Consider the following 14679-nt stretch of genomic DNA (forward strand, 5'->3'; position numbering starts at 1 on the left):
AACCGAACTACTCTTCTGGAGATACGACACCCATGCGTACGAACGCCCTCAGGCCCCTGGCCGCCGTGACCGGCTGCCTCGCCCTCGCCGCCGCCCTCTCCGCCTGCGGCGGCTCCTCGGCCGCCTCCGACGAGAAGGTCGTCACCGTCTACAGTGCCGACGGCCTCAAGGGCGAGAACGGTGACGGCTGGTACGACAAGGTCTTCAAGGACTTCGAGAAGAAGACCGGCATCAAGGTCGAGTACGTCGAGGGGGGCTCGGGGGAGGTGGTGCAGCGCGCGCTGCGCGAGAGGTCCAACACCCAGGCGGACGTCCTCGTCACCCTCCCGCCCTTCATCCAGCAGGCCGACTCCGAGAAGCTGCTGAGCGCCTACGAGCCGGCCGGGTCCGACCAGGTCGACGCCGCGGACAAGGCGCCCGACTCCACCTGGACCCCGGTCGTGAACAACTACTTCGGGTTCGTCCGCAACACGAAGGAGCCGGCCACCGCGCCGAAGACCTGGGAGGACCTGCTCGACGGCTCGTACAAGGAGAAGGTCCAGTACTCCACCCCGGGTGTGGCGGGCGACGGGACCGCCGTGCTCATCAAGGCGATGCACGACTTCGGCGGCAAGGAGCCGGCGATGGAGTACCTCGAGAAGCTCCAGGCCAACAACGTCGGGCCGTCCGCGTCCACCGGCAAGCTCGCACCCAAGGTGGACAAGGGTGAACTCCTCGTCGCCAACGGCGACGTCCAGATGAACTTCGCCCAGTCCAAGGACATGCCCAACCTCGGCATCTGGTTCCCCGCGAAGAAGGGCGGCGCGCCCACCACCTTCGCCCTCCCGTATGCGGCAGGCCTGGTCGACCGGGCGCCCCACTCGGAGAACGGCAGGAAGCTCCTGGACTTCATGCTCTCCGAGCAGGCCCAGCAGGACGTCAGCGCGGTCGGAGGCGGCTTCGCAGCCCGCAAGGACGTGAAGGCCACCGACGCCAACGCCACCGAACTGGCCGCGCTGATGAAGGGCGTGGAGATCTTCGAGCCCGACTGGTCGGACATCGGGACCAACCTGGACAGCTACGTGGACGCATGGAAGTCGGCCACCGGGAGCTGACCGTTGCCGGACGGTTCACCGGGGCGTCCTGGACGGCCGGTGCCGCGTAGCGGAAAGATAACGGGTCTGGACCCAACCTCAACTCCCCAACATAGAAGGAGAGTTGAGGTATTCAGCAGTCATCATGGAGGCACTCAGTGTCCGCAGGTATGTCCCGCCGTTCACTCCTGGCCGCCGCGGCCTTCGTCACCGTCGCCGCTCCGCTCTCCGCGGCCACCGCCGCGTACGCGGCCGCCCGTACACCCAAGGTCCTGGTCATCGGACTCGACGGCGCGATGCTCGGCCGTATCAAGGACGCCGACGCACCGAACCTCGACGCCCTCATGGCGGGCGGTCTGACCTCGCTCAGTCCGCTCTACGCCGACCCCCTGGCCCCCACGCTCTCCGGCCCGGGGTGGTCGACGGTCATCACCGGCGTGTGGCCCGACAAGCATCTGGTGAAGGACAACGCCTTCACCGGGCACGCCTTCGCCCGGTACCCCGACTTCCTCACCCGGATCGAGACCGCGAAGCCCTCGCTCTCGACCTACGCGGTCGCCTCCTGGGCGCCCGTCACCACCACGATCTTCTCCTCGAAGGTCGACACCAGGGTCTCCACGCCGTCCGCCGAGTACGACACCGGCACCACAGGCCGGGCGGTGGCCGAACTGCGCGACGGCAGCCGGGACGCCGTCTTCGTCCATCTGGACAACATCGACCACGCCGGCCACAGCCACGGCGCGGCCAGCAGCCAGTACCTCACCGCGGTCCACGACGCCGACGCGCAGGTCGGCCTGATCGTCGCGGCCGTCAGGGCCAGGCCCTCCTACGCCTCGGAGGACTGGCTGATCATGATCACCGCCGACCACGGCCACACCGACGCGGGCGGTCACGGTGGTGCGAGCGCGGCGGAACGGCAGACCTTCCTCATCGCCGCCGGAGGAGGCATCACCCCGGGCTCCACCCGCCACGACATCAAGATGCCCGATGTCGCCGTCTCCGCCCTCACCCACCTCGGCGTCCCCGTCGACCCTTCCTGGGGCCTCGACGGACGGCCCCTCCAGCAGCCCCTCCCGGATGCCTTCGACGCCCTGCGCCCGCAGCTCGGCACCCGCGTCGACGAGACCGGCACCGGGGCGTCCGTCGTCGGCTTCACGCACACCCCGCCCGCGGGCTGGTCCGTCGACAACACCGCGATGGGGGCGGGCGGGGTCACCGAATGGCGCGGCTGGGCCTTCACCACCGACGAGTTCTGGACCGCGTCCGAGCGGGGCCAGGGCCGTGAGAACAACATCCGGGCCCGTAACGTCTTCGCGGTCGCCGACGGGGACGAATGGGTCGACAGGAGCTACAGCGGCACCTTCGACTCCACGCTCGTCAGCCCTGCCTGGAAAGTCGACGGTGGGTCACCCGCCGTCCTGCGGTACACCACGTACTACCGTCAGGAGGCCCCGCAGAAGGGCCAGGTCCTCGTCTCGTACGACGGCGGAACTCCCGTGGTGGTGAGGACCTACACCGCCGATGTCGCGTCGAGGGCCGAGAGCATCACCCTCCAGGTGCCCGCCGGTGCCACCACCGCGCAGATCCGGTTCCGCTACACCGGCGGCAACAACTGGTTCTGGACCGTCGACGCCGTGTCCCTCGCGGCCGCCTGACCGCGCGGGCGCTTCGGGGCCCCGCCGTCCTCGGTGCGGCTCCGTCCGGCCCGCTCCCTGCGGGCCGGACGGAGCCCTGGACCGTCAGGCAGTGTTGTTGGCCAGGGCCAGGAGCCGGGCCTCGGTGCCGCTGAAACGGTCGCGGTCCACCGCGCCGCTGATACCGCTCACCGAACCGGTCGAGCTGTACTGCCAGAAGGTCCAGTACGGGAAGCCCGCCGGGATCGACGGGCCGGCCGCGGTCGTCCAGTGGGCCACGAACAGAGGGCTCCTGGCGGACATGCCGGTCCAGCTGCCCGTGCAGGTGTTCCACCAGCTCGGGCTGGTGTAGATGACGACGTCGCGGCCCGTCTTCGCCTTGTACGCGTTGTAGAAGTCGAGGATCCACGTCCTCATCTCCGACGTCGACTTGCTGTAGCAGCCGCCTTCGAGGTCCAGCATCCCGGGGAGCGTCAGGTTGTCCCTGGACCAGGCCCCGCCGTGGGCGACGAAGTAGTTGGCCTGGGCCGCGCCGCCGGAGAGGTTGGGGCGGGCGAAGTGGTAGGCGCCCCGGATCACGCTCCGGGCGTGGGCGTTCCCGTAGTTGGCGCTGAACTGCGGATCCGTGTACGTGGTCGACTCGGTTGCCTTGATGTAGGCGAACTTGATGCCCGCGGCCTTGACCGACGCCCAGTTGATCGTCCCCTGGTAGTGGGAGACGTCGATGCCCGGCAGCTGTGTTGCCAGCGGTGCGGCGGCGCCGTCGGCCTCCAGCCGGAGCTGTCTCGTGTCCGGGGCGAAGGCCGAGCCGTCCTCGGTGTAGCCGATGCCCATGTAGCCGGCGCCGAGGGGGATCGTGCTGCCCGACGACGATGACGACTCCGGCGCCGGCTGTGCGGCGGCAGAGCCCGCCGTCACCGCCGGGGCGATCACGGCGCTCACGGCGAGCGCGGCAGCCGCCATGACGGTCCGGCGGACGGAGCGGGGGGTGCGGATTCGGAAGAACACGGTGCCTCCAGGCGCGTCGGGAAGTGCGGAAGACAGGTGCGGGGGTGCCGTCGGTCCGCGGGTCTACCCGCGTAGCCGGTGAGCGGTCGTGGTCGTTCTGGCCGTTTCGGCCGCTGGGTGTGCAGGACGTGCGGGGCGTGCAGGGCGGCGGGTGGGGGTCCCGGGCCACGGGGGTACAGGCTGGCCCAGCTGCGTCACGGTCAGGTGTGATTGATGTGGACGCGTCATGAGTGACCCATGAACGGGCTTGTGAAGTAAAGGGTTTTCAGGTGACCTCTATGGTCTAGACCATAGAGGGAGCCGCCGAGCTGGAGCGATGGCACCGCGACAGGAGAAGAATTCACGCGCTGAAAACGCCTCGCCCCGCCTCCCGCGCCGGCCGGGGCGGGAGGCGCGCTTCGAGGGCGACCGGGCCGGATGGCTCCTCACCCGCCGACGGGGCATCAGGGCTCAGGGCCGGAGGAGGGGCCGGCGGTGCGCACGCCCCGTGTCCCCGCCGACGGCCCGCCTCCGTCGGCCGGCGACGCGGGCCGGGCGGCTGCGCTCACGGTGCCCTCCGTGCGCGCACCGCCTCCGGGCAGTGGGAAGGTGGACGGGCCCCGCGGCGCCGCCGACCGCGCGCCGTCCACCGTGGCGCCTGGGACCGGCCGGTCCGCGGGAGTGTGAAGACACCGTCCTCGTCCTGTGCGGCGAGGCTGACCGGAAGGCGCGCTGTACATGACTGGGCACCAGGACCGTTGGGCGGAACTGACCGGCGGGCAGGCGGGCGAGGAGTACGCCCGGCGCTTCGCGCGGCTCGCCGAATCGGGTCACGACATCCACGGTGAGGCCGCCTTCTGCGCCGCACTGCTGCAGCCCGCCGCCCGGGTGCTCGACGCGGGCTGTGGCACCGGCCGGATCGCGATCCGCCTCGCCGAGCTGGGCCATCACTGCACCGGCGTGGACATCGACTCCTCCATGCTCGACGTCGCCCGCCGCGAGGCCCCCGCGCAGGAATGGCTTCTCGGCGACCTGGCCCGCCTGGACGCCCTCGCCCTGGAGCCGGGGTACGACCTGGTGCTCGCCGCCGGAAACGTCATCCCCCTGCTCGCCCCGGGAACGGAGCCCGGTGTCGTCGGGCAGCTCGCCGCCGCGCTGCGCCCCGGCGGCCTGCTCGTCACGGGCATGGGACTGGACGCGGCGCACCTGCCGCTGCCGGAACCGACGGTGACCCTGGCGGAGATGGACGACTGGTGCGACAGCGCCGGACTCGCCCTGCGGCACCGGTACGCCACCTGGAGCGGCGACCCGTACCACGACGGAGGCGGCTACGCCGTCAGCGTGCACGCCCGCACCGCCGTGTGAGTCCGGCGTGCTCCGAGGCGTCACCGGGCTGTGCCGGTGACGCCGAGGGCCCGGCCGCACCGCGCGATGCGCAGGCGGCCGGGCCCTCGGCGCCGGGTCCCGTCAGGCGCCGGCGGGCACCGTGACCCGCTCGGCGGGCGGCGTCCCGGCGCCGACCCGGAGCCGGTGGTAGGTCCGCAGCCGCAGGGTGCACCAGATGCCGATGACGGAGACCGCCATCAGGGCCACCGCCGGCGGCCAGTACGCCCCGCCCGCCAGCGACGACAGCCAGACCGCGGTCACCGGGGCGAACCCGGCGAAGACCATGTTGCACACCTGGTAGGAGAGCGAGATGCCGGTGTAGCGCACGTGCGGCGCGAAACCGTCGGCGAGGATGGCCGCGATCGGACCGTACAGCGCGGACATCACGAGCCGCATCGCCAGCATCGTCAGGTAGATGAGGACGACGCTCCCGGTGCCCATCACCATGAACTGGGGCAGGGAGAGCAGGACGACCCCCGCGAGCCCGGCCACGACGACCCGGTGCGCCCCGACACGGTCACCCAGCAGTGCGAGGAACGGGGTGACGACGAGTTCCAGGAACGCCGCCAGGGAGAGGCCGTTGAGCAGCATGGACTCGGACAGGTGCAGCTCGTCGGTGCCGTAGGACAGCAGGTAGCTCGTCACGACGTAGTAGCCGCCGGTGGCCGTGGCCAGGGCGAACACCCCCACCAGGACCGTCTTCCAGTCCTTCTGCAGCACTTCGGTGACGGGGAGCCGGGAGGTGCCGGGCTTCCGGGACTGCTCGGCGTGGATGTCCTCCATCACCGGGGTGTCCTCGAGCTTGGTGCGGACCACCAGGCCGATGACCACCAGGACGGACGAGGCCAGGAAGGGCACACGCCAGCCCCAGCTGTGGAAGGCCTCGCTGCCGAACAGGTTCATCAGGCTGAAGGCACCGGTGGAGAGCAGTGCGCCGACCGACGAGCCGAGCTGGGCGAAGGAGCCGAAGAAGGTCGCCCTGCCCTTCGGCGCGTTCTCGACCGCGATGAGCACGGCCCCGCCCCACTCGCCGCCGATCGCGATGCCCTGGACGAGGCGCAGGGTGATCAGCAGGACCGGGGCGAGCGCCCCGACCTGGCCGTAGGTCGGCAGCAGGCCGATGGTGAAGGAGGCGACGCCCATCATCAGCAAGGTGATGACCAGCGTCTTCTTGCGGCCCACCCGGTCGCCGATGTGGCCGAAGACGATCCCGCCGAGCGGCCGGAGCAGGAAGCCGACGGCGAACGTCGCGAACGACGCGATGGTCCTGAGCGAGGTCGGCATGTCGGCGGGGAAGAAGACGTCGTCGAACACGAGCGCGGCGGCCGTGGCGAAGGCGTAGAAGTCGTACCACTCGATGGACGTGCCGGCCAGGGCGGCGAAGGCCGACCGGTAGGGACTCGGGGACGTGCTCGGGGTGGTGCGGTCCGTCATGGGGACCTCCGGCAGGAATGAGGGACGGGGACGGCGGGGTGCCACCCGGGCGGGGGCACCCCGGAGGGTGTGCTCGGCAGAACCGGATCCGGCGGTGCGCCGGGCCGCGCGGTGGGTCAGCGGCCGGGGGCGGCCCAGGCGCGCCGTCCGCCCACCCATGTCTCGCGGACGCGGATGCCGGTGAGCTCCTCGGCGGGCACGGTCAGCGGGTCCGCGTCCAGGACGACGAAGTCGGCGAGCATGCCGGGAGCGAGCGCCCCGACCGAGTCCTCCCGGTGCAGTGCCCGTGCGGCGGCCGCCGTATGGGCGTGCAGCCCGGCCTCGACGGGCAGCCGCAGGGACGCGTCGCCGAGGACGGTGCCCAGCACGGTGCGCCGGGTCGCCGCGGCGGCGACCGCCTCCAGCGGGGCGGGCGGCGCCACCGGGGCGTCGGAGGAGAAGACGACCGGGACGTCCGCGTCGGCGCACCGGCCGGCCGGGTTGTAGCGGTGGCCCAGCTCGCCGACGGCGGTGAGCGTGCCGTCCCCGGTGCGCAGGTGGTGCTGCGGCTGCATGACGGGGATGACGCCGAGCGTGGCCATGCGGTCGATCTGCTCGTCGGTGGGCAGGCCGCAGTGCTCGATGCGGTGCCGCATGCCGGGGCGCTCCCGGTCGGCCTGCGCCTTCTCGACAGCGTCGAGCACCATACCGATGGCGTACGGGGACTGGGCGTGCGTGGCCGTCTGCAGACCGGCGGCGTGGGCGCGGCGGACGATGTCGGCGTACTCCTCGACGGAGTGGTAGAGCTGACCGTGGTGGCAGCAGTCGGCCGCGTATCCCTCGGGGAAGTAGGCGGTCCAGCCGCCGAGCGTGCCGTCGGCGTAGAACTTCACGCCCTGGACGCGGAACCGGTCGTCGCCGAATCCGCGCACCGCGCCGAGTTCCAGGGCGGTGTCCAGGAGCGCGGACGTCAGGTACGCCGACACCCGCATGCGGAGGCTGCCGTCGTCGGCGGCGCGCAGGTAGGTCTCCATCTCGCGCCGCGAGACCTGGGCGTCACCGATGGTGGTGACACCGGCCGCCAGGAACACCTCCTGGGCGCGCAGCAGATGGTCGGCCATGATCTCTTCGGGCTCGGAGAGGTGGAAGTTCGGCCCGTGGTTGCCGATCTTCACTCCGGCCGGTCCGGTGAGCAGGTCGCAGGCGGCGTCCCACAGTTGTCCGTCGGGCTCACCGTCCTCGGACCGGCCGATGCTGCCGCCCTCGGGCGAGGGGGTGCCGGCGGTGATGCCGCAGGTGCGCAGGGTGTGGGAGTTGACGACGCCGCCGTGACCGGAGGCGTTCATCACGTAGACCTCGCGGTCGTCGGCGACCCGGTCCAGGTCGTGGCACGTGGGGTGACGCTGCTCGGCGAGCCTGCGGTGTTCGTAGCCGAAGCCGCGGACGGGGACACCGGCCGGCAGATCGCGTCCGGCCTCGCGCAGCACCTCGACGAGTGTCTCGATGTCGGGTACGCGCTCGGGGCGGAGGTCGACCCAGGCCAGCGCCTGCCCGTACATGACCGGGTGGCAGTGGGCGTCGACGAAGCCCGGGTGGACGAGGCCGCCCTCCAGGGAGAGCTCCTCGTCGACCCGGCCGAGGGCCGCACGGGCGTCCTCGACCGTGCCGACGTGCACGATGCGGTCGCCCCGCACGGCCAGGGCTTCGGCGCGGACGGAGGTGCCCGCGGCGGCTACGTCGGCACCCGTGACGAGCAGGGTGCGCTCGGGGGTCTCGGTGTGACGGGGCATGGGGAGGCTGCTTTCGAGCGGGATGTGCAGAAGAGTGCCGACAGACGTTTCGGCTCGCTGAACGATATGAAACGAACGACTGATTGACCAGAGGGGGAGGAGGTCAATTTTTGTAAAGCCAAATCGGTTCGCGGGTTACGTATCGTCAGTGCTGCTCTTCCTGTGCCGCCGGGCGCGTGCTCCGGCGGTCCTCCCGGGTCAGGCGGGCCGCGGGCCGATGTCGTAGCGCTCCTTGACCAGCTCCAGGTGGAACCAGCTCTCGACCTCGCGCACCGCGGGCAGCGCGCGCATCTCCTCCAGGGCCGCCCGTACCGCGCCGACCGACTCCGCGGTGATCGTGCCGACCAGCTCGGCGCGGCCCAGGCAGGTCGACAGGAACGTCACCCGGGTGAGCCGCTCCACCTGCACGGCGACCGCGGACGCCTCCCCGGCCACCCGGAGGCTGAAGCCGCAGAGGAAGCCCATCCCCAGGACGTCGGGCCGCACCAGTGCCACCACCTTTGCCACGCCGCCGTCGAGGAGCCGGAGTGTCCGCGACCGGGTCGCCCCCGCGGACAGCCCCACGCGCTGGGCGAGCTCGGCGAAGGGCAGCCGCCCGTCGTCCTCCAGCTCGGTGAGGATCCGCTGGTCGACGGCGTCCAGGGCCGTGACCGTCGGCTCCTCCGTCAGCAGGTACGGATCCTTGACGTGCCTCGTCGCGACCAGGGGGTCCACGGTGCGGACGCCCGGAGTCGCGCGGATGCGTTCGATGGTGCGCTCCAGCTCGCCGAACCCCGCGGTCCGCAGCTCCGCCATGATCGCCCAGCGCCCGCTCGTCAGCGTCACGAAGGGGGCCTGGGGGAGTGCGGCGATGGCCCGCGCCACCTCGGCCGCGGCGCCCTCGGTGCTGATGGACAGGTGCGCGGAGGCGGACAGGCTGCGCACCGCCGGGTGCACGATGGCCACCACCCGGACGGCCCCCGACTCCTGCAACCGCTGGACGCGCATCCGGGTCGCCGGGCGGGACAGGCCCACGCGCCGGGCCAGCGTCTCGTACGTGAGCCGTCCGTCCGTCTGCAGCTCCCGCACGATCGACAGGTCCGTCTCGTCGAGCTCCATGTGCTGATCCCCTCCGCGGTTCGGTTCTCTCCGCCCCTCCGTGGCAGGGCCGGGCGTCCGCTCATTGTCGGTCAGTCGGCCGGGTGCTCCGGCGGTGGAGTGCGTGTCGAGTGATCCCCTCCGAGGCGGTCCACTCGTTCGATCTGGACAAAGTGCGCAGCGGAAACGTAGGTTTCTGCCCGAGTGGACGATCGAATCATCTCTGGAGGCTGATGTGACGCGACCTGTCGCCGTGATCACCGACACGGAGGAGCTGGATCCCGGACCCGGTGTCCGGCTCCTGACCGACGGCGGTTTCGAGGTCCGGGTGGCCGGCAGCCGCGACCCCGGGGTGATCGCCGCCGCCGCCCACGACGCCGACGCGCTGATCGTCGGCTACGCCCGGGTCGACGCGGCCCTCCTCGACCGTCTGCCCGGCGTGCGGATCGTCGCGACCATGTCCGCGGGCCACGACATGGTCGACACCGCCGAGGCCGCCCGCCGGGGGATCTGGGTCACGAACCTGCCGCACGCGGCCACCGAGGACGTCGCCGTGCACGCCCTCGCCTCGGCGCTCTCCCTGACCCGCCGGCTGCCGCAGGCCGACGCAGTGGTCCGGTCGGGCGGCTGGAACGAGGACTTCGCCGAGGTGCCCCGACGCGCGAGCGAGATGACCCTCGGCCTCGTCGGCTTCGGCCGCATCGCGCGCGCCTTCGCCCGCCTCGCGGCCCCCGTCTTCGGCAGGATCGCCGCGCACGACCCGCACACGGACGACCAGCCCGGGGGCGTCGAACGGCTCGGACTGGACGAACTCGTCGCACAGGCCGACATCCTGTCCCTCCACACCCCGTCCACCCCGGCCACGCGCGGCATGGCCGACGCCGCCCTGTTCGCCCGCATGCGTCCCGGCAGCCTGCTGGTGAACGTCTCCCGCGGCGACCTCGTCGACCCCGGGGCTCTCCTCGACGCCCTCGACAGCGGCCACCTCGCCGGTGCCGCCCTCGACGTCTTCCCGGTCGAGCCCCCCGCCCCCGGCGACCGCCTGCGCACCCATCCCCGCCTGCAACTCTCGCCGCACAGCGCGTTCCTGACCGACACGTCGCTGCGCGCCTACATCCTCGAACCCGCCCGCAACGTCCTCGCCTGGTGGACCACCGGACGCCCGCACACCCCCGTCGTCGTCCCGGACGCCCGGGCCGACGGATCCCAGCCCGCCTCCCTCCGGCAAGGAGCACCCGCGTGACCGAGACACTCACCACCCCCGCAACCGCCGAGGACGCCGCGGCCGAGGAACTGCGCCTGCGGCGCGAACTGGCCGCCGTCTACCGCCTCGTCGCGCACTACCGCATGACGGACCTGATCTTCACCCACATCTCTCAGCGTCTCCCCGGCCCGGACCAGCACTTCCTGATCAACCCCTACGGGCTGATGTTCGAGGAGATCACCGCCTCCGACCTGGTCAGGATCGACCTGGACGGCAATCCCGTCGAGCCGACCCCGCACCCCGTCAACCCGGCCGGCTTCGTGATCCACAGCGCGATCCACAAGGCCCGGACCGACGCCCACTGCGTGCTGCACACCCACACCAGGGCCGGCTGCGCGGTCGCCGCGCAGCAGGGCGGTCTGCTGCCGGTCAACCAGATGTCGATGGAGTTCCACAACCGCGTCGGCTACCACGACTACGAGGGCGTCGCCCTCAACCTCGACGAGCAGGAGCGCCTGGTCGCCGACCTGGGCGGCCACCCGGCACTCATCCTGCGCAACCACGGACTGCTCACCGTCGGCGAGAGCGCCGCCCAGGCGTTCCTGCGCATGTTCTACCTGGAGAAGGCCTGCGAGATCCAGGTCACCGCACAGGCGGCCGGGACCCCGCTGGTGCTGCCGCCGGAGCAGGTCTGCGAGTACACCGCCCGGCAACTGGCGGGCGAGGCCACGGCCGACTTCCAGGACGACATCGCCTACGACCTGGCCTGGGCGGCGCTGCTGCGTCTCGTCGAGCGCATCGCCCCGGACTACAAGGACTGACGGAGCCGGGGGTCCGCCGGCCGCGGGGCCTGACGGACCCGTCGGCGCCGGGCCGAGCCGGGGCGACGAGGAGTCCGGTGTGCTCCACACGTACTGGCGATTTCGCCGATGGCGTCCGCGCACCGGCGCCACGAGTCTGGTCGCGTCAAGCACCCGCATCCTCGTCAGGAGTACCCCATGCGTCGTCGTTCCCCGCGCCGGCTTCTCGGCGTTCTCGCGGCCGTCACGGTCGCCTTCAGCCTGTTCTCCTCGGCGTCGACGGCCGGCGCGGCCGACACCGCCACCCAGGCCGCACCGGCCGCGTCCACGGCTGCGGCGCTGTCGACCAGCACGCCGGTCGTCTTCGTCCACGGGTACACCGGCAACGCGTCCAACTGGGTCACGGCCAAGAGCGTCTTCCAGCTCAACGGCTGGTCCAGCTCGAAGCTGTTCACGTACGACTACAACTCCTACGGGAACAACATCACCAACGCCCAGGGCCTCGCGAGCTTCGTCAACAACGTGAAGTCGCAGACCGGCGCGAGCAAGGTCGCCATCGTCAACCACTCGATGGGCGGCCTCGTCAGCCAGTACTACCTGAAGGTGCTCGGCGGCAACACCAGCGTCAGCCACCTCGCCTCGATCGCCGGCGCCAACCACGGGACGACGTACGCCAGCGCCTGTCTGATCTATGTGACCTGCCAGCAGATGTACCCGGGCTCCTCGTACATCTCGCAGATCACCTCGGGCGACGAGACCCCCGGCGACACCAGGTACGCCACCTGGTACTCGGCGTGCGACGGCATCATCCTCCCGTACACCAGCACCAAGCTGAACGGCGCGACGAACAACAACGTGGCCTGCCAGACCCACATCGGGTACCTGACGGACACCATCACCCTGGGTGCGATCGCCCGATTCGTGGCCTCCTGACCGACCGTCATCCTCAGGAGCACCACCTCGTACACGCCGGCCCCCGGGGGCCTCGTGACGGGCGGAGCCGACCGCCGGCAGCGCCGCGGTCGGCTCCGCCCGTGTCCCGCCGTCCCGCCCTCTCAGGGCAGGGTGATCTCGTACGCCTTGCGCAGGGTCTCGTGGACGGTCCACGTCGTCCGGTCGCCCTCGCGCAGGACGCAGAGGTCACCGGCCCCCACAGTGAGGGTCGGGCCGCCGTGCACCTCGATGGTGGCGCGACCGCCGACGACGACGAAGAGCTCGTCCGCCTCGGTGTCGGTCACCACCCCGGTAGTGATCTGCCAGATGCCGCGGATCCGCCTGCCGTCCTCCGACTCCCAGAGGACCTTCCCCGACACCTCCGGTGTCCCTTCGAGGACCTGTGAGGGATCGAGAGGCTCCGGCGCGAGGTCGGCGTCGGGGATGTGCACGGCGAAGGTGGTGAACTGGGTCATGCGGGTGACGCTAGGCCACCGTCCGTGTGCTTCCCCACCGGCAGACTGTCGCGCCGAAGTCCACGTCGCGCGGCGATCCGTCGAGCATGCGGCGCGAAGACCGGTGGTCGCCGCCGGCCCTCACCGTGACGGCCGCCGGCCCGGGCCGGCGAGGCGCGTGCCCTCCCGGTCCGCCGCGGGACGGCTCGCCGCGCGGGCCCACAGGTAGAGCGGGAGCTGAAGCGGCAGCCTGCCGTAGGCGAGTGCCCGGGCCGGTGCGGGACGGTCACGCCAGTCGTACGCCATCTTGAGGTTGGCGGGGAACACACCGACGAAGAAGAGCGCGGTGGCACGGGCACTGAGGTTCCGGGTGCGCGGCAGGACGAGCCCTGCCGCGAGCGCCAGTTCCACGGCACCGCTGGCCCGGGTCCAGGTCCTCGGGCTGCCGGGCAGGCTTCGCGGCACGGTCCCGTCGAACGGTGCGGGGGCGGCGAAGTGAGCGGCCCCGGCGGCGGCCATCAGCCCCGCGAGCAACCGGGGCGAGCGCGGGAAGAGCGGGACGCGTGCCATGAGGGACTCCTGGAACTCGGCCGGGGGCGACGGAGCTTGATGTTACTAGGAGGTAGGAGAAGCCCGCGGTCCGCGGCAGGAGCGCTGCCCGGTCCGTCGGAGCCGTACGCCACCTGCCGCAGCACGCCGGTGTCCGGGACCCCTTCCGGGTCCCGGACACCGATGCCGGCGGACGGCGCGGGCTCTCAGGGCTCCACCGGATGTCCGCCGTCGCCCTCGACCACGACGCGGTCCGCACCGGCCTCCGCAGCGCGCTCGACCATCGTGACGTCGATCTTGCCGTCGCCGGTGGTGTCGAACTGGTAGACGTCGGCCTTGCCGTCGCCGGTGGTGTCCGTCATCCAGACGTCCGCCTTGCCGTCCCCGTTGGTGTCCGCCGACAACACCACGTGATGTTCGTTGCCCAGGCTCTCCACAACTTCACCGTTTCTGTCCATGACCGCCGCGTGCCCCTCGGCCGTCGGCCGAAACGTCGGCCGGGCGGGCACGCTGTCAGGCTCCGGCGGTGTGCTCCGCCGGGCGCGCGCGGTGGTCGCGCAGGGTGGTCGCGCCGGGCGCACGGCGACCAGTGGTCGGGGGCGATCTCGTCGGGTGCGTCGTGGGGAACGCCTCCGGGGACCCGGGTGCCGGTCATGAGGCCGACGGCTGTGCCGGCCGGGGAACCGACGCGGCGGGCCGCCGCCCAGGACAACGAGAACCGGAGCGGCGGACCCGTGCGACGGGGTTCACACGAGATCAGCAGGCCAGTGCAGGCTCCGTCCTGTCGTCGAGCATGGCGCAGAGCGATGCCCGGGCTCGTGAGACGCGGGATCTGATGGTCCCCACGGGGCATGAGCTGGTACGGGCCGCGTCGTCGTAGGGCATGTCCAGGAGCTGGGTCAGGACGAACGCCTCGCGGCGGTCGTCGGGGAGGGCTTCGACGAGGGCCATCAGGGCGATGCCTTCGTCGAAGCCGGGGAGGTCACGCGGTTGGCTGCACTCCGCCAGGTGTTGCCAGTCGGAACTGTCGGCCAGACGCGGCCGGGAGGCGGTGCGTCGCAGGTTGTCGACGACGGTGCGGCGGGCGATGGTCAGCAGCCAGGCCCGTGCCGAGCCGCGGCCCCGGAAGAGGTGGACGGTGCTCACGGCGCGCAGGAACGTCTCCTGGACCAGATCCTCGGCCACCTGGAAGTCGTCGGCCAGGGCGGTGACGTAGCGGCGTACGTCGTGGTGCAGGGCGCGGAAGACGTGCTCGAGGGCGTCGGCGTCGCCTGCTGCGGCGCCGAGGGCCCAGGCGGTGACTTCGTCCTCCGTCACCCCGGTCCTTCTTTGGGCGGGAAGCATGGAACTGCGGTTCCTTCCGGGTGCCGGACAGGGC

The 14679-nt window shown here is 71.7% G+C and carries 14 protein-coding genes; 6 read left to right on the forward strand and 8 right to left on the reverse strand.

From position 1 onward, the window contains the following. Nucleotides 1–32 precede the first annotated feature (32 nt). Both ACFC51_RS33380 and ACFC51_RS33385 read left to right on the forward strand, forming a co-directional pair. The gene (locus ACFC51_RS33380) at nt 33–1094 is read left to right on the forward strand and encodes a 2-aminoethylphosphonate ABC transporter substrate-binding protein (RefSeq protein ID WP_376380823.1); all 1062 of its coding nucleotides are present in this window, start codon (nt 33–35) and stop codon (nt 1092–1094) included. Between the two features lie 149 nt (nt 1095–1243). Further along, nucleotides 1244–2728 (forward strand): alkaline phosphatase family protein, encoded by a 1485-nt coding sequence (locus tag ACFC51_RS33385; RefSeq protein ID WP_376380820.1) that lies wholly within the window; start codon nt 1244–1246, stop codon nt 2726–2728. 84 nt (nt 2729–2812) lie between these two features. Here the strand turns inward: ACFC51_RS33385 and ACFC51_RS33390 are convergent, their stop codons facing one another. Then, nucleotides 2813–3670, reverse strand: coding sequence for a GH25 family lysozyme (locus ACFC51_RS33390; RefSeq protein WP_376380183.1), 858 nt, complete (start codon nt 3668–3670; stop codon nt 2813–2815). A 762-nt stretch (nt 3671–4432) separates the two neighbouring features. On the opposite strand from ACFC51_RS33390, the gene ACFC51_RS33395 reads away from it, so the two are divergent. Continuing rightward, the gene (locus ACFC51_RS33395) at nt 4433–5059 is read left to right on the forward strand and encodes a class I SAM-dependent methyltransferase (RefSeq protein WP_376380180.1); all 627 of its coding nucleotides are present in this window, start codon (nt 4433–4435) and stop codon (nt 5057–5059) included. A gap of 102 nt (nt 5060–5161) precedes the next feature. Here ACFC51_RS33395 and ACFC51_RS33400 read toward each other — a convergent pair whose 3' ends face one another. The 3 genes from ACFC51_RS33400 to ACFC51_RS33410 all read right to left on the reverse strand — a co-directional run bounded on the left by ACFC51_RS33400 (nt 5162) and on the right by ACFC51_RS33410 (nt 9381). After that, nucleotides 5162–6514 carry an MFS transporter gene (locus tag ACFC51_RS33400; RefSeq protein WP_376532515.1) on the reverse strand — a complete coding sequence of 451 codons (1353 nt, stop codon included), beginning with the start codon at nt 6512–6514 and terminating at the stop codon, nt 5162–5164. 116 nt (nt 6515–6630) lie between these two features. Further along, the gene (locus tag ACFC51_RS33405; RefSeq protein WP_376380174.1) at nt 6631–8283 is read right to left on the reverse strand and encodes an amidohydrolase; all 1653 of its coding nucleotides are present in this window, start codon (nt 8281–8283) and stop codon (nt 6631–6633) included. A 198-nt stretch (nt 8284–8481) separates the two neighbouring features. Beyond that, entirely contained in the window at nt 8482–9381 is a 900-nt protein-coding gene (locus ACFC51_RS33410) for an Lrp/AsnC family transcriptional regulator (protein WP_376380172.1), read from the reverse strand. Nucleotides 9382–9595: 214 nt separating this feature from the next. On the opposite strand from ACFC51_RS33410, the gene ACFC51_RS33415 reads away from it, so the two are divergent. The 3 genes from ACFC51_RS33415 (at nt 9596) to ACFC51_RS33425 (ending at nt 12297) form a co-directional block, all read left to right on the forward strand. Then, nucleotides 9596–10603 (forward strand): C-terminal binding protein, encoded by a 1008-nt coding sequence (locus ACFC51_RS33415; protein WP_376380169.1) that lies wholly within the window; start codon nt 9596–9598, stop codon nt 10601–10603. Then, a complete protein-coding gene (locus ACFC51_RS33420) occupies nt 10600–11385 on the forward strand; it encodes a class II aldolase/adducin family protein (protein WP_376380166.1) in 786 nt (261 codons plus the stop codon). The genes ACFC51_RS33415 and ACFC51_RS33420 overlap by 4 nt, the downstream gene beginning before the upstream one ends. Before the next feature lie 177 nt (nt 11386–11562). Next, a complete protein-coding gene (locus tag ACFC51_RS33425) occupies nt 11563–12297 on the forward strand; it encodes an esterase/lipase family protein (RefSeq protein ID WP_376380163.1) in 735 nt (244 codons plus the stop codon). Between the two features lie 122 nt (nt 12298–12419). Here the strand turns inward: ACFC51_RS33425 and ACFC51_RS33430 are convergent, their stop codons facing one another. From ACFC51_RS33430 to ACFC51_RS33445, 4 genes are all read right to left on the reverse strand, one after another. Continuing rightward, nucleotides 12420–12773 carry a cupin domain-containing protein gene (locus ACFC51_RS33430; RefSeq protein WP_376380160.1) on the reverse strand — a complete coding sequence of 118 codons (354 nt, stop codon included), beginning with the start codon at nt 12771–12773 and terminating at the stop codon, nt 12420–12422. A 120-nt stretch (nt 12774–12893) separates the two neighbouring features. Then, on the reverse strand, nt 12894–13322 hold the full coding sequence (locus ACFC51_RS33435; protein ID WP_376380157.1) for a DoxX family protein: 429 nt from the start codon (nt 13320–13322) through the stop codon (nt 12894–12896). 185 nt (nt 13323–13507) lie between these two features. Then, entirely contained in the window at nt 13508–13759 is a 252-nt protein-coding gene (locus tag ACFC51_RS33440) for a hypothetical protein (RefSeq protein WP_376380154.1), read from the reverse strand. A 298-nt stretch (nt 13760–14057) separates the two neighbouring features. Further along, complete coding sequence (locus tag ACFC51_RS33445) at nt 14058–14645, reverse strand: sigma-70 family RNA polymerase sigma factor (RefSeq protein WP_376380151.1); 588 nt, start codon at nt 14643–14645, stop codon at nt 14058–14060. Nucleotides 14646–14679 lie beyond the last annotated feature (34 nt).

This window comes from Streptomyces sp. NPDC055962 (assembly GCF_042270185.1).
Taxonomy (GTDB): domain Bacteria; phylum Actinomycetota; class Actinomycetes; order Streptomycetales; family Streptomycetaceae; genus Streptomyces.